Origin of the sequence: Actinomadura logoneensis (genome assembly GCF_003428695.1) — a bacterium.
Lineage (GTDB): Bacteria > Actinomycetota > Actinomycetes > Streptosporangiales > Streptosporangiaceae > Spirillospora > Spirillospora logoneensis.
Genome location: NZ_QURH01001038.1, coordinates 1 through 20248, shown reverse-complemented (window position 1 = coordinate 20248; position 20248 = coordinate 1). Strand labels below are relative to the sequence as shown.

At 72.3% G+C, this 20248-nt stretch carries 21 protein-coding genes; 15 read left to right on the top strand and 6 right to left on the bottom strand.

The window, feature by feature from the left end; genetic code table 11:
• From DZF91_RS36790 to DZF91_RS36770, 5 genes are all read left to right on the top strand, one after another.
• On the top strand, positions 1 to 725 hold a 725-nt coding region (locus DZF91_RS36790), incomplete at its 5' end, for a GlxA family transcriptional regulator (RefSeq protein ID WP_117361644.1).
• 52 nt (positions 726 to 777) lie between these two features.
• Complete coding sequence (locus DZF91_RS36785) at positions 778 to 1263, top strand: DUF1453 domain-containing protein (protein ID WP_147341552.1); 486 nt, start codon at positions 778 to 780, stop codon at positions 1261 to 1263.
• Positions 1260 to 2513 carry a sensor histidine kinase gene (locus tag DZF91_RS36780; RefSeq protein ID WP_117361642.1) on the top strand — a complete coding sequence of 418 codons (1254 nt, stop codon included), beginning with the start codon at positions 1260 to 1262 and terminating at the stop codon, positions 2511 to 2513. The genes DZF91_RS36785 and DZF91_RS36780 overlap by 4 nt, the downstream gene beginning before the upstream one ends.
• Positions 2510 to 3184 (top strand): response regulator, encoded by a 675-nt coding sequence (locus DZF91_RS36775; RefSeq protein ID WP_117361641.1) that lies wholly within the window; start codon positions 2510 to 2512, stop codon positions 3182 to 3184. Before DZF91_RS36780 ends, DZF91_RS36775 begins: the two co-directional genes overlap by 4 nt.
• Positions 3185 to 3297: 113 nt before the next feature.
• Positions 3298 to 3564 (top strand): hypothetical protein, encoded by a 267-nt coding sequence (locus DZF91_RS36770; protein WP_117361640.1) that lies wholly within the window; start codon positions 3298 to 3300, stop codon positions 3562 to 3564.
• Positions 3565 to 3623: 59 nt separating this feature from the next.
• Here the strand turns inward: DZF91_RS36770 and DZF91_RS36765 are convergent, their stop codons facing one another.
• Both DZF91_RS36765 and DZF91_RS36760 read right to left on the bottom strand, forming a co-directional pair.
• Positions 3624 to 4565, bottom strand: a complete 942-nt coding sequence (locus DZF91_RS36765; protein WP_117361639.1) for an acyl-CoA dehydrogenase family protein — start codon at positions 4563 to 4565, stop codon at positions 3624 to 3626.
• Complete coding sequence (locus tag DZF91_RS36760; protein WP_117361638.1) at positions 4562 to 5692, bottom strand: acyl-CoA dehydrogenase family protein; 1131 nt, start codon at positions 5690 to 5692, stop codon at positions 4562 to 4564. Before DZF91_RS36760 ends, DZF91_RS36765 begins: the two co-directional genes overlap by 4 nt.
• 223 nt (positions 5693 to 5915) lie before the next feature.
• Between DZF91_RS36760 and DZF91_RS36755 the strand changes: the two genes are divergently transcribed.
• The 6 genes from DZF91_RS36755 (at position 5916) to DZF91_RS36730 (ending at position 11501) form a co-directional block, all read left to right on the top strand.
• On the top strand, positions 5916 to 6707 hold the full coding sequence (locus DZF91_RS36755; RefSeq protein ID WP_117361637.1) for a hypothetical protein: 792 nt from the start codon (positions 5916 to 5918) through the stop codon (positions 6705 to 6707).
• Between the two features lie 88 nt (positions 6708 to 6795).
• A complete protein-coding gene (locus DZF91_RS36750) occupies positions 6796 to 7158 on the top strand; it encodes a nuclear transport factor 2 family protein (RefSeq protein WP_117361636.1) in 363 nt (120 codons plus the stop codon).
• 517 nt (positions 7159 to 7675) lie between these two features.
• Entirely contained in the window at positions 7676 to 9058 is a 1383-nt protein-coding gene (locus tag DZF91_RS36745) for a M20/M25/M40 family metallo-hydrolase (protein WP_235834833.1), read from the top strand.
• Between the two features lie 24 nt (positions 9059 to 9082).
• A complete protein-coding gene (locus DZF91_RS36740) occupies positions 9083 to 10444 on the top strand; it encodes a glucose-6-phosphate dehydrogenase (protein WP_117361645.1) in 1362 nt (453 codons plus the stop codon).
• An 83-nt stretch (positions 10445 to 10527) separates the two neighbouring features.
• Positions 10528 to 10950, top strand: coding sequence for a nuclear transport factor 2 family protein (locus tag DZF91_RS36735; protein ID WP_117361635.1), 423 nt, complete (start codon positions 10528 to 10530; stop codon positions 10948 to 10950).
• A 65-nt stretch (positions 10951 to 11015) separates the two neighbouring features.
• Positions 11016 to 11501, top strand: coding sequence for a GNAT family N-acetyltransferase (locus DZF91_RS36730; protein ID WP_117361634.1), 486 nt, complete (start codon positions 11016 to 11018; stop codon positions 11499 to 11501).
• A gap of 73 nt (positions 11502 to 11574) precedes the next feature.
• On the opposite strand, the gene DZF91_RS36725 is transcribed toward DZF91_RS36730, so the two are convergent.
• The gene (locus tag DZF91_RS36725) at positions 11575 to 11772 is read right to left on the bottom strand and encodes a DUF397 domain-containing protein (RefSeq protein WP_117361633.1); all 198 of its coding nucleotides are present in this window, start codon (positions 11770 to 11772) and stop codon (positions 11575 to 11577) included.
• Positions 11769 to 12632: a helix-turn-helix domain-containing protein gene (locus DZF91_RS36720; RefSeq protein WP_158588129.1), complete on the bottom strand. Its 864-nt coding sequence runs from the start codon at positions 12630 to 12632 to the stop codon at positions 11769 to 11771. The genes DZF91_RS36725 and DZF91_RS36720 overlap by 4 nt, the downstream gene beginning before the upstream one ends.
• A gap of 160 nt (positions 12633 to 12792) precedes the next feature.
• On the opposite strand from DZF91_RS36720, the gene DZF91_RS40785 reads away from it, so the two are divergent.
• Positions 12793 to 13581, top strand: coding sequence for an ATP-binding protein (locus tag DZF91_RS40785; protein ID WP_328589271.1), 789 nt, complete (start codon positions 12793 to 12795; stop codon positions 13579 to 13581).
• Positions 13582 to 13593: 12 nt separating this feature from the next.
• On the opposite strand, the gene DZF91_RS36705 is transcribed toward DZF91_RS40785, so the two are convergent.
• Both DZF91_RS36705 and DZF91_RS36700 read right to left on the bottom strand, forming a co-directional pair.
• Positions 13594 to 14346: an SDR family NAD(P)-dependent oxidoreductase gene (locus DZF91_RS36705; RefSeq protein ID WP_117361629.1), complete on the bottom strand. Its 753-nt coding sequence runs from the start codon at positions 14344 to 14346 to the stop codon at positions 13594 to 13596.
• Between the two features lie 200 nt (positions 14347 to 14546).
• Complete coding sequence (locus DZF91_RS36700; protein WP_199487140.1) at positions 14547 to 17078, bottom strand: DNA gyrase/topoisomerase IV subunit A; 2532 nt, start codon at positions 17076 to 17078, stop codon at positions 14547 to 14549.
• Between the two features lie 78 nt (positions 17079 to 17156).
• Here DZF91_RS36700 and DZF91_RS36695 point away from each other — a divergent pair, with 78 nt between their 5' ends.
• The 3 genes from DZF91_RS36695 to DZF91_RS36685 form a co-directional block, all read left to right on the top strand.
• Complete coding sequence (locus DZF91_RS36695; protein WP_117361627.1) at positions 17157 to 18320, top strand: lactate 2-monooxygenase; 1164 nt, start codon at positions 17157 to 17159, stop codon at positions 18318 to 18320.
• A gap of 82 nt (positions 18321 to 18402) precedes the next feature.
• On the top strand, positions 18403 to 19047 hold the full coding sequence (locus DZF91_RS36690) for an ATP-binding cassette domain-containing protein (protein ID WP_328589270.1): 645 nt from the start codon (positions 18403 to 18405) through the stop codon (positions 19045 to 19047).
• A gap of 134 nt (positions 19048 to 19181) precedes the next feature.
• Positions 19182 to 20248 (top strand): sensor histidine kinase (locus tag DZF91_RS36685; protein WP_235834831.1); only part of this gene is annotated, 1067 nt, incomplete at its 3' end.

Sequence of the window (20248 nt, the reverse complement as noted above, 5' to 3'; positions counted from 1 at the left end):
CCCGGCCGTCCGACGGGCTGGTCTCGGCGCTGCGCGCCGCGCACGCGCGGGGCGCGCGGGTCGTCGGGCTGTGCTCGGGCACGTTCGCGCTGGCCGCGGCCGGGCTGCTGGACGGCCGGTCCGCCACCACGCACTGGCGGATGGCCGACGAACTCGCCGCGCTGTACCCGCGGGTGGTGGTCCGCTCGGACGACCTCTACATCGACCACGGCGACGTCGCGACCAGCGCCGGGACGGGCGCGGCCGTCGATCTGGCGCTCGCGCTCGTCCGGCGGGACTGCGGCGCCGCGCACGCCGCCGAGATCGCCCGGCACATGGTGCTGCCGCCGCACCGGGACGGGGGCCAGCGGCAGTACTCGCGGTTGACGCCGCGCCCGGGGCAGGCGGCCGAGGAGACCCTGGCCTCGGTGGTCGCGTGGGCGGAGGCCAACCTGCACCGGCCGATCGGGGTCGAGGACCTCGCGGCGCACGGCGCCGTCTCGCCCCGGACGCTGGCCCGGCTGTTCGAGCGGGGGCTCGGCGTCGCGCCCGGCCGGTGGCTGCTGCGGCGGCGCATCGAGGCGGCCCGCACGCTGCTGGAGCGGACGGACGCGAGCGTCGAGACCGTCGCCGCCGCGTGCGGCTTCCCCGACCTGTCGAACTTCCGGCGCCGGTTCGCCGCCGAGACCGGCACGACGCCGGGACGGTACCGCCGGATGTTCTCCACCCCGGGATGGAGGAACTGAACTCCCGCTCCGCTCCGATTCTCCGGCGCGCCGCGCTCCGTAGCTTCGAGGTATGAGCACTCCGGTGAACGTCCTGGTCGTCCTGCTGGTCCTGGCGCTGGTGCTGCGGCGCCAGCTCAGGGCCCAGCGGATCGACGAGGCGAGGCTGTACACGCTTCCGGTGGTCCTCGTCGTCGCCGGGCTCGCGCAGGGCGGGCTGGTCGACCACGCGCACGTGGCCGTCAGCGTCGCGCTGCTGGCGGGGGAGGCGGTCACCGGGCTCCTGCTGGGCGCGATGCGGGCCGCCACGATGCGGCTCTGGCGGGAGCCGGACGGTTCGCTCTGGCGGCGCGGCGGCGGCCTGACGATCGCCGCGTGGGTCGTGTCGATCGCCGTCCGGGCCGGGACGACGGGGCTCGCGGCCGTCCTCGGCGTCCACACGGGCTCGGGGAACCTGCTCGCGTTCTTCGGCGTGTCCCTGCTCGCCCAGTACGCGGTCACCGACGTCCGGGCCCGTCCGCTGCCGGCCCCGCGCTCGGGCGTTAGCGTCGCGGCATGAGCGAACGTCCGGTGACGCGCCCCTCCCGCGGTTCCGCGCAGGGCGCGTCCTCCGAACCGTCCGAGGGCCGGAAGACGCGCGAGGGGCCGCTGCGGTGGATCGGACGGTATGTGGCGTTCCCGGGAGGGACGGACACCTGCGGCACGGAGGAGGCCCCTCCACCCGGCGACCGCGTCGGCCAGATCGTCGCGCGCGGCTGGCTGCTGCTCTGGGCGCTCGGCTTCTACACGCTGGCGGTCGTGAAGTCGGGGCCGCACTCGGTCCCCGGCTGGACGGGCCTCACCGTCCTGAACGTGCTCGCCGTGGGCGGTCTGGCCTGGGCGCTGCTCGGGTTCGCCCGCGACGCGGCGTCCCGGTGGGTCCTGCTGCCGCTCGGAGGCGCCGTCGTCACCGCGATCGGCGCGAACGCCATCGAGTCGCACGTGGGGGCGACCACCCTCGCCTACGTGGCGGCGGGCATCGCCGCGGCCCGCCGCCCGGGCCGGGACGGCGCGCTGTTCACCGCCGGGTCCGCCGCCGTCCTCGCGGGCTTCCAGCTCGCCACCCGGCATTCGGTGGACGGCTGGTCGGTGCTCGCGTTCGTCGGCGTCTACGCCGCGGCGCTCGCGCTCCGCGAGCGGCGCTGGCGGCGGCGCTCGGAGGCCAACGAGGCGACGCTCGCCGAACGGTCCCGGATGGCGCGCGAGATCCACGACATCCTGGCGCACTCGCTGTCGGCGCAGATCGTCCACCTGGAGGGGGCGCGGCTGCTGCTCGTCCGGGACGGCGAACGCGAACGGGTGCTGGAGCGGGTCGAACGCGCGCAGCGCCTCGCCCGCACCGGCCTGGAGGAGACCCGGCGCGCCCTGGCCGCGCTGCGCGGCGAGGCGCCGCCGCCGGCCGAGGCGCTCGCCGAACTCGCCGACGAGTTCCGCGCGGCGACGGGCCGTCCGGCGGAACTGGAGATCATCGGCACACCGCACGACCTCACCTCGGCCAAGGCCCTCGCGCTGGTCCGCACCGCGCAGGAGGCGCTCACCAACGTCCGCAAACACGCGCCCGGCGCGTCCGTGCGGATCCGCCTGGACCACCGTCCGGACGCCGTGGAGCTGACCGTCGCCGACACCGGCGGCACCGAGGAGCCCGCCGTCGCGACCGGCGGCGGGTACGGCCTGGTCGGTATGCGGGAGCGCGCCGAGCTGGTTGGTGGGACCCTGGAGGCAGGACCGGACGGCGAGGGCTTCCGGGTGGCGCTTCGGATACGGGTGTGACGGACGAACGAGTGACGCGGGTCGTCGTCGTGGACGACCAGACGGTGGTGCGCGAAGGCCTCGTGCTGCTGCTGGAACTGCTGCCGGGACTGGAGGTCGCGGGCTCGGCCGCCGACGGCGCGGAGGCGCTGGAGGTGGTGGCGCGCGTGGCGCCCGACGTCGTGCTCATGGACCTGCGCATGCCCCGCATGGACGGCGTGGAGGCGACCGCGCGGATGCGTGAGCTGCACCCGGGGGTCGAGGTGGTGGTGCTGACCACCTACGCCGACGACGAGTCCGTCTTCGCCGCGCTGCGCGCCGGCGCCCGCGGCTACCTCACCAAGGACGCCGGCGCCGACGAGATCGCCCGCGCCGTCGAGGCCGTCCGGGGCGGCCACGCGCAGCTCGACCCGGCCGTCCAGCGCCGCCTGGTGGAGGCGGTCACGGCCGCGGAGCCGCGGTCCAAGCCGCGCGGCACCGGCCTCCCCGACAACCTGACCCGCCGCGAGGCGGAGGTGCTGGGCCTGATCGCGCGCGGCCGGTCCAACGCCGAGATCGCGCGCGAGCTGTTCATCAGCGAGGCCACGGTGAAGACCCACATCAACAACCTGTTCGCGAAGGCCAACCTCCGCGACCGCGCCCAGGCCGTAACCTACGCCTTCCGCAACGGCCTGGCCCCCACAAACGACTGACCCTCGCCACCCCCGCCCCGAACCCACTGGACGCGCCTACCGCTGAGACGCTCGCCAAGTTCATCGACGCGGGTCTGCTGAAGACCCTCTCCTACACACGCTGGAGTCACGTAATGGGCACCGTGGTCCACCACAGGTCACCGCTCTTCGACACCCTTCGCGATCGGGCCCGCTCTGAGGGGGAGGCTGATGGGCTGGCCAAGGGTGAAGTGCGGGAGGCTCGGAGGAAGCTGGTCCGGGTGCTCAAGAAGCGGGGGCTCGACGTTCCGGACGAGGCGCAGGAGCGGATCGACTCGTGTGACGACCGGGCCGTGCTGGATCTCTGGTTCGACCGGGCGCTCGAGGCCGGGAGTGCCGCGGAGGTCTTCGGCGACGAATGATCCCGGCCTCGGTCGCCGGGAGGCGGCGCCGGGCATGGTGATGCCCAGGCACCCGGCGGTTAGAGGGCTGCCATGAGGCGGGTTCTGTGGGTTGCGGGGGAGCCCCAGGCGGTGTGGAGGGCTCGGGCCTTGCGGATCCAGAGGGACGGGGCGTACTCGTCGGTGTAGCCGATGGCGCCGTGGACCTGCAGCGCGGTCTTGGCGGTCCGGTAGGCGGCCTCGGCGGCGGCGATCTTGGCCGCGGCCGTGTCGCGGGGGAAGTCGGCGGTGCCGTGGGCCAGGGCCGCGGCGTGCACCAGCGGACGGGCGAACTCCAGGTCGATGAGGGCGTCGGCCAGGTGGTGCTTGACCGCCTGGTACTCGCCGATCGGGTGGCCGTACTGGTGCCGGGTCCTCGCGTAGTCGACCGAGACCTCCAGGAGGCGGCGGCCCACGCCGAGGTGCTGGGCGGCGCAGGCGAGGGCGGCCAGGTCGAGGGCCGTTCCGTCCGCATCGCCGAGCTCGCGGGTGGGCGTGACCTCGAAGAGCCGCCGGGCCGGGTCGATGGACGGACGGAGCATCCCGGTGGGCTCGGCCTCGTGCAGGACGCCGTCCTGGACGGTCAGGACCAGGTCGGCGGTGTCGGCGTCGAGGGCGTAGGGCGCGGCGAGTGAGACCAGGGCCTCACCTGCGGCGATGCGGGGTAGCCAGCGCGTTTCGCCGGCCGCGGTCAGCAGGGCCGCGGCCGTGGCGGTCTCCACCAGCGGGCCGGGGACGGCGTGGCGCCCCAGTTCGTGCATGGCGATGACGAGTTCGACCGGGAGCAGTCCCGCGCCGTCGTGCTCCTCGGGGACGGTCAGCGCGAAGACGCCCGCCTCGGCCAGGGACGTCCACAGGCGGCGGCCCGGGGCGTGGTCGCCGGACGCCCAGGAGCGGATCACCGACGGCGTGTCCGCCTGGTCGAGGAGTTTGTCGAGGCTGGACGCGAACAGGCGCTGTTCCTCGGACGGGACGAACCTCATCGGGCCCCCCTGGGCAGGCCGAGCACGCGCTCGGCGATCACGTTGCGCTGGACCTCGTTGGTGCCCGCGTAGATCGGGCCCGCGAGGGAGAAGACGTAGCCCTCCAGCCAGTCGCCGTCCAGTTCGCCGTCCGGGCCGAGCAGGTCGAGGGCGGTCTCGTGCAGCTCGATGTCGAACTCGGACCAGAACACCTTGTTCAGGCTCGACTCCGCGCCGATGTCGTCGGTCCGTGAGATCGTCTCGAAGCCTTTGAGGCGGTAGGCGCGGGCCTTGAGCCAGGCGTTCGCGACCCGGTCGCGCAGGGCCGTGTCGGACGGGTCGCCGCGGTCGCGCCAGAGGGCGAGGAGGCGGTCGGCGGCGGCGGTGTAGCGGCCGGGGGAGCGCAGGGTGAGACCGCGTTCGTTGCCCGCGGTGCTCATCGCCACCTTCCAGCCGTTGCCGGGTTCGCCGATGACGTCCTCGTCGGGGACGAACACGTCGTCGAGGAAGAGCTCGGCGAACGCGGGTTTGCCGTCGAGGCGGCCGATCGGCCGGATCGTCACCCCGGCCGCGTCCAGCGGGAACATCAGGTAGGTCAGGCCGCGGTGCCGCTCCGAGCCGGGGTCGGAGCGGAACAGGCCGAACGCGCGGTCCGCGAACGCGGCGCGCGAGCTCCAGGTCTTCTGGCCGTTCAGCAGCCAGCCGCCGTCCGCGCGGGTGGCGGTGGAGCGCAGCGCCGCGAGGTCGCTGCCCGCGCCCGGCTCCGACCACGCCTGTGCCCAGATCACCTCGCCGCGCGCCATCGGCGGCAGGACGCGCCGGAGCTGGTCGGGCGTGCCGTGCTCGAACAGCGTCGGGGCGAGCAGGTTGACGCCGTTCTGCGAGACCCGGCCGGGCGCGCCCGCCGCGTAGTACTCCTCCTCGAAGATCAGCCATTCGAGCGGGGAGGCGCCGCGTCCGCCGTACTCCTCCGGCCAGTTGACCGTCGCGTAGCGGTCCGCGCCGAGCGTGCGCTCCCAGGCGCGGTGGGCGGCGAAGCCCTCGGCGGTCTCCAGCGAGGGCAGCGGCTCGGCGGGGACGCGGGCGCGCAGCCAGGCGCGGGCCTCCGCGCGGAACGCCTCGTGGGCGGGGGAGAAGTCGAGGTCCATCAGCGGCGGCCTCACCTTCCGAGAATTTACCTAACAACCGTTTGGTAGATTAAACCACGCGACCGCGCGACCGCCCGGTGGGAGCGCCTACGCCGTCGGCCGTCCGGAGGAAACCGGAGGGCGGGCAAGAGTCGGCAATCCTCGGGTCAAGTCGGTCGAGGGCCGCTGATCTTCGGCGCAGCATGGGACGGCTTCCCCGCCGCGCGACCGAGAGGACGGCCTGGTGCCCAAGAGCTGGATGATCGCCGACTTCCTGCGCCCGTACGCGCAGTGGCGCATCGACCGGGCCGACGAGCGCGACGACGGGCGCAACGCCCGCGCCGCCATCGGGCTGATCGACGCCGCCGCGTACGCGATGCAGCTGGACGACGGCGACCGGCTCATCATCCGCCTCGCGAGCGCCGGCTGCTTCGACTCAGAGCGGTTCGACCCCGGCGCCGACGGCGAACGGCTGGTGCGCCGCTGGCACTACGACGGCCTGGACGGCGCTCCCCGCGACCTGCTGGCCGCCCTCGCGGACGCCGCCGAGCACGGACGCGGGGACACCGCGCCTCCGCCGCCCCGGACCTCCCCTCGCTGGCGCGCGCTCGGCGGGTCTCACCGGGCGCTCGACGACATCCCCTCGCCCGAGGAGGAGGCCGCAGCCGCCTGGTTCGCGCAGGCGACGGGCAAATGCCCCATGGACGCGCTGAATGTGGACGATCCGCAGGCGCGTCCGGCGGACACCCCCGCGCCTGAGTCGCCGCGTTTCGCAGAAGGCGGCGACGCGTATCCCGCGGACGCCCCCGCGCCTGAGTCGCCGCGTTTCGCGGAAGGCCGCGACGCGTGTCCCGCGCACGCGGACAGCCCGAGCGGTGCGGATTCCCGCTTCTCCGAGCCGGACGGAACGGAGAAGCGGAGTTCCCGTCACGTGGACGGCCCAGGGGCGCGAGGCGAGGGCGGGAAAAGTCAGGTCAGGCGCGCCGGGAAAGGCGGCGCGCCGTCCCCGCGACCGCCCAGGCCCCGGCGCGGCTGAGTTTCGGGCCTGAACAAGCGACCGCTCGACAAGTTACCTTGGCGGGGACCGCCGCCCCCGGGGACGGCCCGCCGAGGAAGGGACGACCATGCCCGATGTCGAGCACATGAAGGCCACGATGCGCCGTTACGTGGAGCTGTTCAACGCGGGCGACCCGGTCGCGGTCGCGGGCCTCTTCGCCGATGACGCGGTGATCGAGGACCCGGTCGGCAGGCCCGAGACGAAGGGCCGCTCCGCGATCGAGAAGTTCTACACCGACTCGATCTCGACGGGCGTGAAGCTGACGGCGCACGAGGTCTGCGGCTCGTACGGCGACCGGAGCGCCATGCGTTTCTCCGCCGACCTGCCCAATCTGCACATCGACGGCATGGAGGTCATGACGTTCGACGGGGAGGGCAAGGTCACCCGGATGGAGGCGTTCTGGGGGCCCGGCGACTACCGGTCGGTCTGAACCCCTCGGCGACTCTGTCCGTCTTGCCGCAATTCTCGGGCGCGGAATTCCGGCGTCCTGAATCCTATTTGTCCGGGTGTTACGCGTGTGGGGGATTTGTGTGCGGCGGTCGCGCGATGCGGAGCGGGCGCGGGCCGTCCGCCGGGTCACGGGCGCATTCAGCTTTTATCAAGGCGGCGCAGCGGACGGTCGGCGGATGATCACCCTCTGCGGAGATGCCGGGCAGGTCCGGCGGGGCGAGTAGGGGACGGTCCCGAAACAACGGCCGGAAGATCCGCAAATTCCGCCCGCTCGCGGGCTGGAGAAGATATGCTATGAATGTCTCGAAGGTCATCTTATTGCGAGTGAGCTGACCGACGCGCAGAACACCGGCCACCTTTCTGCGAGGGTGGCCGGTGTTTCGCTTTGTGGGCGGTTCGGCCTGGTTCCCGGCTTCGTTTCCCCGGACGCGGCCCCGGGTATCGCCTCCCTAACGTCCATGTCGTCCCCCCGGAACGGTGGAAGCCGGGGGTGAGTTGTGCGGGACGTCGAGAACGACTGGGACGTCCGGACCATCGAGGCCAGGGCGCGGGCCCTCACGCCGGATCTGGTCGCCGAGCTCGAACGGCTCGCGGGCATCCCCTCGATCGCGTTCCCCGGCCATCCGCCCGACGAGGTCCTGCGCGCCCACGACCACGTCGTCCGGATGCTGGCCGAAGCGGGCGTCCGGGACGTCGGCGCGATCCGGCTGCCGGACACGCCGCCGGTGATCACCGGGTCCGTCCCGGCCCCCGAGGGCGCGCCGACCGTCCTGCTCTACGCCCACTACGACGTCCAGCCGCCCGGGGACGAGGCGCTCTGGCGGTCGCCGCCGTTCACCCCCACCAGGTACGAGGAGGACGGCGCCGAGGCGATCAGGGCACGCGGCATCGCCGACGACAAGGCCAACCTCATCGCCCACCTCGGGGCGATCCGGGCATGGGACGGCCGCCCGCCGGTGGGCGTCAGGATCGTGTTCGAGGGCGCCGAGGAGTGGGGCAGCCCGCTGGACGAGTATCCGGCCGCGCATCCCGAGGCGTTCCGGGCCGACGCGATGGCCATCGCCGACATGGGCAACCTCCGCGCCGGCCGGCCGACGCTGACGGTCGCGCTGCGCGGCGTCGCGGACGTGATCGTGGAGGTGCGGACGCTCGAAGGGGCCAAGCACAGCGGCAACTTCGGCGGCCCCGCCCCGGACGCGATGCTCGCGCTCGTCCGCGCCCTGGCGAGCCTGCACGACGACAACGGGGACGTCGCGGTCGAGGGCCTGCGGCGCGAGCCGTGGACCGGTCCGTCCCTCACCGACGTCGAGTTCAGCGAGGCCGCCGGGGTCGAGCCGGGGATGCCGCTGCTCGGCACCGGCACGCTCGGCGAACGGCTCTGGTCCGGGCCCGCGATCACCGTCACCGGCGTCGACGCGGTGCCGGTGGACCGGGCCGCCGGCGCGTGCGTCCCGTACGCCCGCGCCAAGATCAACCTGCGGGTCCATCCCGGCCAGCCCGCCGGGGAGGCCCGGGCCGCGCTGATCCGGCACCTGGAGGCGCAGCGGCCGTTCGGCATCCCGCTGACCGTCTCGGCGGCGGGCGAGCCGGGCGACGGGTACCGCGCCGGGCCGGACGGGCCGGCGACGCGGGCGATGACCGAGGCGATGCGCGCCGCGTACGGGACCGAACCGGTGCGGATGGCCGCCGGAGGCGCGATCCCGCTGGTCAGCTCGCTGCACCGGGCCGTCCCGGACGCGGAGGTGCTGCTGTTCGGGGCGCAGGACGGCAGGTGTGAGCTGCACGCCCCCAACGAGCGCGTCCTGGTGTCCGAGCTGGAGAACACCGTCGTGGCGGAGGCCCTGTTCTTCGCCGAGTTCGCCGCCCGCTGGGGGAAGTGACATGAGGAGTCGGGGGTGTCCGCCATGAGCCGCGAACCGGTCGCGTCCGTGCTCGTCCTCTTCGGCATCACCGGGGACCTGGCGCGCAGATCGCTGCTGCCCGCGCTGTACCGGCTGGCCGAACGCGGCCGGCTGCACATCCCGGTGATCGGGGTGACGCGCCGCTCCTGGACCGACGACGACCTGCGCGCCCACGTCCGCGCCGCGCTCGAGGACGGCGTGGACGAGGAGGTCTTCGCCGAGCTCGCGTCCCGGCTGCACGTCGTGGACGGCGACCTCACCGATCCCGCGACCTACCGGCGCCTCTGCGACGCCGTCGCGGACGCGCCGTTCGTCGCGCACTACATGGCCACCCCGCCGACCCAGTTCCGGACCATCGCCGACCAGCTCGCGCGCGCCGGCCTCAACCACGACGCCCGTCTGGTCGTGGAGAAGCCGTACGGGCACGACCAGGCGTCCGCCCGCGCCCTGGACGAGGAGCTGCACCGCGCGTTCGGCGATGAGGCGATCTTCCGCGTCGACCACTACCTCGGCTCGGAGTCCGTCCGGGGGCTGTCGGTCGCGCGGTTCGCCAACCCGCTCATCGACGCCATGCTGAACCGGGACTTCGTGGACTCCATCCAGATCACGATGGCCGAGGACTTCGACGTCTCCGACCGGGGCAGCTTCTACGATCCGACCGGCGCCGTCCGCGACGTGGTCCAGAACCACCTGATGCAGATCCTCGCGCTGCTGACGATGGACCCGCCGTCCGGGCGGGACGCCCTGTCGGAGAACGTCGCGAAGTGGGAGCTGCTGCGGGCGGTCCGCACGATCGAGCCGGCCGACACGGTGCGCGGCCAGTACGACGGCTACCCGAACATCCCCGGCGTGCATCCCGACTCGACGACCGAGACGTTCGTCGCCGCCAGGCTCTGGATCGACAACTGGCGCTGGAAGGACGTCCCGGTCTTCATCCGGACGGGCAAGTGCCTGCCGGTGACGGCGACCGAGGCGATCGTCCGGTTCAAGACCCCGCCCGTCGCCCTCTACGGCCGTCCGGAGCCCAACCTCTTCCGGTTCCGCCTGCACAAGCGGCACGGGCTCGGGCTGGACGTCTCGGTGAACCGTGCCGAGGGCCACCCCGCGCAGACCGCCGCCGTCCCCGTGCACCTCACGCCGATGGTGAGCGCCGACCTGCCGTACGAGAACATCCTGGAGGCCGCGATCGTCGGGGACGCCTCGGCCTTCGCGTCCTTCCCCTTCATTGAGGAGTCCTGGCGCATCGTCTCGAGGATCCTCGACACCGAGGAGAGCCCGCGCCGCTACCTTCCGGGCACCTGGGGGCCGGACTCCGCCGCGCGCCTGCCCGGCCCGGCCGGCTGGCACCGGGTCGCCGGCGCCTGAGCCTTACCTCCGACGTCATCGCCGGGACGCACCGGCCTGCTCCAAGATCGTTCCAACACCGGAACGCACCCTGGAGGCTCCCGATGACGACCACCCGCGCCACCGTCGAAGACCTGCTCGGCCGCATCGCCGCGGGCGCCCCCGACCGCCTCGCCGCCCTGTTCGCCGACCCGTGCGACTGGCGGGTGAACTGGCCGGAGGCCGAGCACGGCCGTCCCGAGACGCCGTGGATCCGGCACCGCTCCACCCCGGCCGAGGCCGCCGCGCACTTTTCCCAGATCGCCGCCCACCACGTCCCGGAGGAGAACGGCACCCGGATCGACGGCATCCTCGTGGACGGCGGCGACGCGGTCGTCCTGGGCGAGATCCGGCAGACGGCCCGTCCCACCGGACGCTCCTACACGTCGCGGTTCGCGCTGCACATCACCGTCAAGGACGGCCTGATCACCCGTTACCACGTCTACGAGGACTCCCTCGCCGTCGCCGACGCCTTCCGCGCGAGCTGACCGTCGCGGCCGGGAGACGGACCGGCCCTCGACCCGCGAGTCGGCGGCAACCTAGGCTCCCTCGGGTGAGGGAGATCGTGACTTACGTCGAGATGACGTCCCGCGACCAGCTCGTCCCGGCGCCCCCCGTACCGGGCTTGGCCTTGAAGCCGCTCGGTCTGGAGTCGCCGCTGCTGGCGGACGTCCATACGAGGGTAGGCACCCCCTACGGCTGGAGAAGCGCGACGCGCACCCGGCAGGAGTGGACGGCGGGATACCAGAGCAGGACGTTCTGCCTGCTGTCGTTCGAGGACGACCCGGCCGGCGTCGTCTCCTACGATCTCCACCCCGGCGACGACGTGGAGATCGCGGCCTTCGGACTACTGCCAGAGTTCGTGGGTAAAGGCATCGGCGGATACGCGCTGACGCTCGGAATTCAGCAGGCGTGGGAGCTCGTCCCCGAGGTATCCAGGGTCTGGCTGCACACCTCAACGCTGGACCATCCCCGCGCGCTCCCGAACTACCACCGCCGAGGCTTCCGCACCTTCAAGACGGAAGAACGCGAGCGGTAGCCAGGTTCGGTTGGCGCGTCGTAGAGGCACTGATGCAACGCAGGGAGCAATGAGGTGATGACGCGCCAGCCACCTACAGGTCGAGGTCGCCGCGCTTCAGGGTCTCCGTGAACGCCCGCCAAGCGTCGGGCCCGAACGACAGCACCGAGCCGGTCGCGTCCTTGGAGTCCCGCGCGAAGAGATGCGTTCCGGATGCCGCGACTTCCACGCAGTCAGAGCCGCCGCCCTGCGAGTGCGTGCTCTTTCGCCAACTGAGTTCGACAGGGTTCATGCGGGTTCCTTCTTGAGCTCGTCGAGTAGCCGATCACGGGTCGCCTCGGGGGACAGCGCCACCTCGGCGAGGTGGCCGAAGCGGTCGGTGAACCGGCGCAACTCATCCTTCTCTTCGAGGAATCGGTAGTCGATGGTCGTCTCCAGGTAGACGATGTCACGCTCGGCAGGATCAGTGAAGCCGAGATAGGTGAAGGACTCTCCGGCTCCCGGATAGAGACCGGCGATGGCGGGGATGAGCCGGAGTTCGACGTTCTCCTTGCCCGCCATCTCGACGAGGTGCTTGAGCTGCGTCACTCGTACGTCGTGAGGTCGAAGGCGGGTGATGACGTTCTCGTCGATGACCGCTTGAAGGCGGACAGGGGACTCGGCGCGCGACAGCAGTCGTTGTCGTTCGAGGCGGGCGTTGACGTGGCGCTCGACTTCCGCCGGGTCGTCGATTCCGGCGGTAAGAGTGACCGCCTCGATGTAGCCCTGTGTTTGGAGCAGGCCGGGGACGAAGGTGTTCTGGAAGGTCCTGACGAATGATGCCCCGGCCTCGAAGCCGGGGAACTCGTCCCGAAAGACGTCGTTGTACCGCGACCACCAACCGCGTTGGCGACCTTCGCGGGCGAGGTTGATCAGAGCCTCGCGTTCGGCGCCCTCGATTCCGTACAGCTCGCACAGGTCGGCGACAGCGTCGCTGTTCGGCTCAATCCACTTCGACTTCTCGATGTAGTTGAGTTTGGACGGGCTCCACCGCAGGCGCTTGCAGACCTCGGTGGTCGTCATCCCCACGTTCTTGCGTGCCTGGACGAGCTTCCGGCTCACTGCGCGCTTCTTGATCGTCGGGCTGTACCCGGCGGCGTGGATCTCCGGCATGAGAGTCAGCGTGCCATCACAGGACGTGATCATTCTGGTGAATCCGGAATCAGGAAGCTCTTTTAGATTTTCGATTGAATGGATCATCGACGGATGCCACGCTGAGGCGCGACGTGACCACATTCGGCGATGAAGCCGACGTCAGCAGGGTGGTGATCGGATGGAGAATCCTCCTGGTTCGGCGGATTCGGTCGTTGGAGCGGCGCGGGTTCGGGCGGGGGAGTGTGTGACGTGGGCGCTGCCGACGGACGCGTCGTGTGCCGCCGTCGCGCGGCGTCACCTGCGCGGGGTCATGTCAGCGCTCGGCCTGGCCGACGAACTCGTGTACGACGCGTCCACGATGGTCTCCGAGTTGGCGGGCAACGTGTTCCTGCACGCGCTGGACGGCGTTCCTCGCGTTCCCGCGCTCGGAGCCCTGCCTGAGCTCTCGGTGTACCGGCGCGGTGAGAAGGCGCAGCTCGTCGCGCAGGTCTTCGACGCGACTCCCTGGAAGGGGGCGTCCCCGTGGACGGCGTCTCGGGCGGGGTTCGACAGCGAGGGCGGGCGAGGGCTCGGGATCGTGGACGCGCTCGCCGCCGAGCATGGAGGGGAGTGGGGCGTCCATCGGAGTCGGGCGCGCCTTGGAGACCCGCACAGGTCGGGCAAGGTCACGTACTTCGCGCTACCGGTAGGCGCGGCCTGGCCGTTTCCGCAGATGGACGTGGGCTACGCCCTTCGGAAGCTGCAGGCCGCGCTTGTTGCGCGCGGGTTGGGGCCGGTGCATCGGAGTGAGGGGTGGAACATGGGCGTGCTGTCCGTGCGGGCCGAGATCACGGTGTGGGCTCGGCCGCACGGATTCCACCTCACCACTCCCAGCGTCGGGACGACGCGGCACCCTCTGGTCGAGATCACTGAACTGGCGGAGCTCATCGTCCGCTGCAACGAGGATCTGGACGCGGCGGGACGATGAGTGTGGGGCGGGTCAGTCGATGGGGCCGCCGGCCACGTAGATGACCTGGCCTGAGACGAAGCCTGCGTCCGGGCTGGTCAGGTAGGACGCCGTGTGGGCGATGTCCTCTGGCTGGCCTACTCGGCCCACCGGGGTCTTCGCGGCGGCCTGGCGGACGAACTCGTCGAATTCCAAGCCGAGACGGCGGGCCGACGCTCGGGTCATGTCGCTGACGATGAAACCGGGCGCGATGGCGTTGGCGGTGATGCCGTGGCGGCCGAGCTGGAGGGCCAGGGACTTGGTGAAGCCGATGAGGCCCGCCTTGGCGCTGCCGTAGTCGACGCGGGCGGCGTCGCCGACCGCGCTGATGCTCGACATGGTGACGATGCGCCCCCAGCCCGCGTCGATCATGTGGGGGACGACCGCGCGGGTGACCAGGAACGGTCCGCGCAGGTTGACGCCGACAACCGTGTCCCACTGCTCGGTGGTCATGTCGACAAGTTCCGCGCGGGGGCCGACTCCGGCGTTGTTGACCAGGACGGTGGGCGCGCCGAGGTCGCGTACGGTCCGCGCCACGGCGTCGGTGACCTGTTCCTCGGATGCGACGTCGGCCGCGATCGGCAGGGCCCTGCCGCCTTCGCGGGTGATGGTCTCGACGGTGTCCGTGCAGTCGTCCAGGTCAAGGACCGCTACGGCCATTCCGTCCTGGGCGAGACGTCTGGCCACCGCCGCGCCGATGCCTCGGGCCGCGCCGGTCACGATCGCCACATGCGTGCTGGATGCCATGGGAGGAGCCAACCGGCTCCGACTACGCGGAACAATCGAATTAGGGCTGGGCTTAATCCATCCGCAGGGCGCTTCCCGGTGACACAGGCGGTCGGCATCAACCTCCGCGAGGCGGACGCGCCGGTTTCAGGGCCGGAGAACGCGCCGGCCGGGCGGCCCCGAAGGGACGTCCGGCCGGGAGCGGTCAGTCGGTCAGGGGGTCAGTCGACCTCGCCGCCCTGTTCGCCCGCCAGTTCGGCGGCGGTGGTGGCGGAGTCGGCCGGGTCCTCCGGGAGCGGGCCGAGCGGGCCGCCGAACGCGGCGATCGGCTGCGCCAGCGGGGCGCCCGAGCCGTCGCGGCGGCCTAGCTCCTCGTCGATGGTGATCGGCTTGCCGTTCGCGGCGCACGCCCGCAGCGGGACGACGCCCGCCCACGCCTGGATCAGGACGTCCTCGCCCTTCAGGAACCGGTGCGACCGGACACCTCCGGTGGCGCGGCCCTTGGCCGGGAAGTCGGCGAAGTCGGAGACCTTGATCGCGCCGTTCTGCGTGCCGGGCAGCGCGGTGGACGACCCGGAGACCGTCACGACCATCGCCTCCCAGTCGGGGGAGAACGCGCCGAACCAGATGACCTTCGCGCCGGCCGCGAGCTTGATGCCCGCCATGCCGCCCGCCGGACGGCCCTGCGGCCGGACCAGCGAGGCGCTGTAGTGCAGCAGCTGCGCGTCGTCGGTCATGAACACGAGGTGGTGGTCCTCGGACTCGAGCTGGACGGCGCCGACCACCCGGTCGCCGTCCTTGAGGCCGATGACCTCGAACTCGTCGCGGTTCGCCGGGAAGTCGGGGACGACCCGCTTGACCACGCCCTGCTCGGTGCCGAGCGCGAGCCCGCCGCCGGAGTCGTCGAGCGCGGCGAGCCCGACGACCTTCTCGTCCGGGTCGAGGTCGACGTACTCGGTGACCGGCGCGCCGCCCGCCAGCGACGGCGGCGACGACGTCGGCGGCAGCGTCGGCAGGTCGAGCACGTCCACCTTGATGAGGCGGCCCGCGGAGGTGACCGCGCCGACCTCGCCGCGCGCCGTCGTCCGGACCGCGGACAGCAGCACGTCGTGCGAGGACCGGGCGCCGCCGGTGGGCAGCGGGTCGGCCGTGGTCGTGCGGGCGAGCAGCCCGGTGGACGACATCAGCACGAGCACCGGGTCGTCGGCGATCTCCAGCGGGACCGCGGCGGCCTCGACCGCGCCGGACGCCTCCATCAGGACCGTGCGGCGCGGCGTGCCGTACTCGGCGGCGACCGCGCCCAGCTCGTTGGACACGACCCGGCGCAGCTTCTTCTCCGAGTCGAGGATGGCGGTCAGCTCGGCGATCTCGCGGCCGAGCTGCTCCTTCTCCTTCTCCAGTTCGAGCCGGTCGTAGCGGGTGAGGCGGCGCAGCGGCGTGTCGAGGATGTACTGCGCCTGGATCTCCGACAGCTCGAAGATCTGCATCAGCCGCTGCTTGGCCTGCGCCGAGTCGTCCGACTGGCGGATGACCTGGATGACCTCGTCGATGTTGAGCAGCGCGACCAGCAGGCCGTCCACCAGGTGCAGGCGGTCCTCGCGCTTCTTGCGCCGGAACATCGACCGGCGCCGGACGACCTCGATGCGGTGGTCGACGTACACCTGGAGCAGTTCGCGCAAGCCCAGCGTGCGCGGCTGCCCGTCGACCAGGCAGACGTTGTTGATGCCGAAGGTCTCCTCCATCGGCGTCAGCCGGTAGAGGTCGGCGAGCACGGCCTCGGGGTTGAAGCCGTTCTTGATCTCGATGACCAGGCGGAGCCCGACGTTGCGGTCGGTGAGGTCCTTCAGGTCGGCGATGCCGTTGAGCTTCTTCGCCTGCACGAGCTCCTTGATCTTCGCCTTCACCCGCTCCGGGCCGACCGCGTACGGCAGCTCGGTGACGACGATGCCCTTGCGCCGGGGGGTGACGTTCTCGATCTGGACGGTCGCGCGGGTGCGGAACGTGCCGCGTCCCTTGGCGTAGGCGTCGCGGATGCCGCTGAGGTCGGTGATGCGGCCGCCGGTCGGCAGGTCGGGGCCCGGGACGAACCGCATCAGGTCGTCGAGGGTGGCGTCGGGGTGGGCGAGCAGGTGCCGGGCCGCCGCGACGACCTCGCCGAGGTTGTGCGGGGCCATGTTGGTGGCCATCCCGACCGCGATCCCGGACGCGCCGTTGACCAGCAGGTTCGGGAACGCCGAGGGCAGCACCTCGGGCTCGGTCTCCTGCCCGTCGTAGTTCGGCCGGAAGTCGACGGTGTCCTCGTCGATGGAGGCGACCATCGCCGTCGCGGCCCGCGACATCCGCGCCTCGGTGTACCGCATGGCGGCGGGCATGTCGTCGCCGCCGAGCGAGCCGAAGTTGCCGTGCCCGTCCACCAGCGGGATGCGCATCGCCCACGGCTGCGCCAGCCGGACCATCGCGTCGTAGATCGCGCTGTCGCCGTGCGGGTGCAGCTTGCCCATCACCTCGCCGACGACGCGGGCGCACTTGACGTGCCCGCGGTCGGGGCGCAGGCCCATCTCGTTCATCGAGTACAGGATGCGGCGCTGCACGGGCTTGAGCCCGTCGCGCGCGTCCGGGAGCGCCCGCTGGTAGATCACCGAGTAGGCGTACTCGAGGTACGAGCCGCGCATCTCCTCGGAGACGTCGACGTCGACGATGTTCTCCTCGAAGTCGGGCGGCGGGGGAGGGGCTTGGGATCCACGACGTGCCATGTGAAACATTGTGGACGGTCCCGGGGACAGATTCGCCCGCGACGCCCCCCGGCGCGCCGGATCGAGGAGGATTTCCGCTTGAGCCAGCTCTCCGACTTCCAGAACGAGATCTACCTCGGCGGGCTGGCCGACGTGCGGCCGGACCTGCCGACGGACCTCACCCGCCTGGCGGCGCTCGCGGAGCGGAGACTCTCGGCGGCGTCCTACGGATATCTGGCCGGGGCCGCCGGGAGCGAGGCGACCGCGCGCGCCAACCGGGACGCCTTCGACCGCTGGCGGATCGTCCCCCGGATGCTGCGCGACGTCGCCGAACGCGACCTGTCGGTGACCGTCCTCGGCACGCCGATGCCCGCTCCGGTCGTGCTCGCGCCGATCGGCGTCCAGTCGATCCTGCACCCGGACGCCGAGCTCGCGACCGCGCGCGCCGCCGCCTCGACCGGCCTGACGTCGATCCTGAGCACGGCCGCGTCCAGCACGATGGAGGACGTCGCGGAGGCCGGCGGCTCCGGCCCGCGCTGGTACCAGCTGTACTGGCCGAAGGACCGCGACCTCGCCGCGAGCTTCCTCGGGCGGGCCGAAGCCGCCGGGTACACGGCGCTGGTCGTCACGCTCGACACGTTCACGCTGGCGTGGCGGCCCCGCGACCTGGACCAGGCGTACCTGCCGTTCCTCCGGGGGATCGGGGTCGCGAACTACTTCAGCGACCCGGTCTTCCAGCGGGCGGTCGGCGGTCCCGTGACCGAAGAGAACCGGCAGGCCGCGCTGCTGCACTGGATCGGCCAGTTCGGGAATCCGTCCCTGACCTGGGACGATCTGGCCTTCCTGCGCGAGCACTGGGACGGCCCGATCGCGCTCAAGGGCATCCAGCATCCCGACGACGCCCGCCGCGCGCTGGACGCCGGGATGGACGGCGTGATCGTCTCCAACCACGGCGGACGGCAGGTGGACGGCGCGATCGCCTCCCTCGACGCCCTGCCGCTGGTGGCGGACGCCGTGGGCGGGCGGATGAGCGTCCTGTTCGACAGCGGTATCCGGACGGGCGCGGACGTGGTGAAGGCACTCGCCCTGGGCGCCGAGGCGGTTCTGCTTGGCCGGCCCTACGCGTACGGGCTCGCGCTCGGCGGCGAGGCGGGAGTGCGGCATGTGCTGCGCTGCATCCAGGCGGAGTTGGAACTGACCCTCGCGCTGTCCGGTCACCGTACGATTTCGGAGCTCACCCTGGACGCCCTCGTACGCGCCTGACATTTGTCATGGGCGACCGCTGAGAACCTCACCGATACTTCCTGACGGCCGTGACTGCACGCCAGGCCGCTCGCCGCGCAGCATGGGACACATGAGGCCGTCGGTTGTCGAGGTTCGCGATCTGCCCGTTCAGGGTCGTCCGGCTCGTCAGGCTCCTCGGGCTGGGCGAGGCAAGGTTTCGCTCAGCGTGGGCCAGGGAGAGGTGCACGCCGTCCTCGGCGGATATGGCTCGGGCAAGACGACGCTGCTCGAGACCATCGCCGGACTCCGGCCCCATACGTCAGGGACGGTGGAGGTCAAAGGCGGTGGGCCGGTGCCCGTCTGGCGTGAAGGCGGCCTGTTCTCGGGCCTCACCGTGACGGAGGTCGTGGACGCCTGGCGCCGTTGGACGCTCGACCCGCTCACCCGCGCCGACGCCCTCCGCCTGACCGGGCTCACGGACCGCGCGTCCGTCGCGTTCGAGCGCCTGGACGACGCCGAACGCCGTCTCCTGGACCTGACGCTCGCCCTCGTCGGGCGCTCCGACCTGCTCCTGCTGGACGAGCCGTTCACCGGGCTGGACGGGCCGTCGGCGGACCGCGTCTGGGGCGTCCTGCGTTCCCTGGCGGACGAGGGGACCGCCGTCCTGTTCACCACCCGCGAGATCGATGAGGCCTGCCGGGCCGACCGTGTCACCGTCCTGGACGGCGCCCTGCCCGTTCCGGCGCGCGCAAGGCGCGCGGCCTGAGCGGAGACCGGCGAGGAGGGCTCCGGCGGGCGACGGCACGGGTTCGGACTGCGGCACGGGTTCGGACTGCGGCCCAGGCGTGGACGAGGGTTCGGTGGGCGACGGCATGGCGGGGGTCGCCGTACGCTGAGCGCGTGGTGCAGCCCCGGATCCCCCGCGCGCCGGTCATCGCCGCGATCATCGTGGCGCTGACCTCGGTGTCGCTCGCCGGTCTGCTGCTCCCGGCCCTCTGGGACGAGGCGTTCGGACGCCGCGACGCCGCCCGGTTCGTCCCGGCGCTGCTCGCGGTCGCGGCCGTGTGCGGGCTCTACGGACGGCTCCTCTGGCTGAACCTGACGCGGCGGACCTCGCCCGTCCACCGGCTCGGGCTCGCCGCGATCACCCTGGTGAGCTGGGCCCTGCCCGCTCTGCTCGGGGTGGACACCGGGTGGGGGAACGCGTTGCTCGTCCCGGCGGGCCTGGTCGCGGTCGTGCTCCCGGCGCGGCAGGCGGTCGCGGTCGCGGCGGCCGGGACGGTCGCCGGGGCGGCCTGCGGCCTCGTCCTCGGGATGCGGCCCCTCGCCGTCCTGTACCAGCTCGTGGCGTTCCCGATGGTCGTGTTCTCCGGGTACATCACGGTCTGGCTGTTCCATGTCGTGCAGGAACTGCGGGAGGCGCGGGCCGAACTGGCCCGCTCCGCCGTGGGCGAGGAGCGGCTGCGTTTCGCGCGGGACCTGCACGACGTCCTCGGGCACAGCCTCCAGGCCGTCGCCCTTCGGGCGGAGGTGGCGGAGCGGTTCGCCGACCGCGACCCCGCCCGCGTGCGCAAGGAGCTGGCGGAGATCCAGACGATGGCGCGGGAGGCGGTCCGCGACGTCCGGGAGATCGTGCGGGGCCACCGCGCCACCTCGCTGCGGACGGAACTGGACGGGATGTCCGCCGTCCTCCGCGCCGCCGGGATCGCCTGCGACCGGCCCGACGTGCCCACCGGACTGCCCGCCGCCGTGCACGAACCGCTCGGCTGGGTGGTCCGCGAGGCCGCCACCAACATCCTGCGCCACTCCTCGGCCACCTGGTGCCGCATCCGGGTGGACACGGAGGACGGGACGTGCGTCCGGCTGGAGATCGTCAACGACGGCGCCGCCCGCCGGGCCGCGGCCGTGGGATCCGCGGGGTCCGCGGGGGCCGGGCCGGACGACGGCGGCGCGCCGGGGAGCGGCCT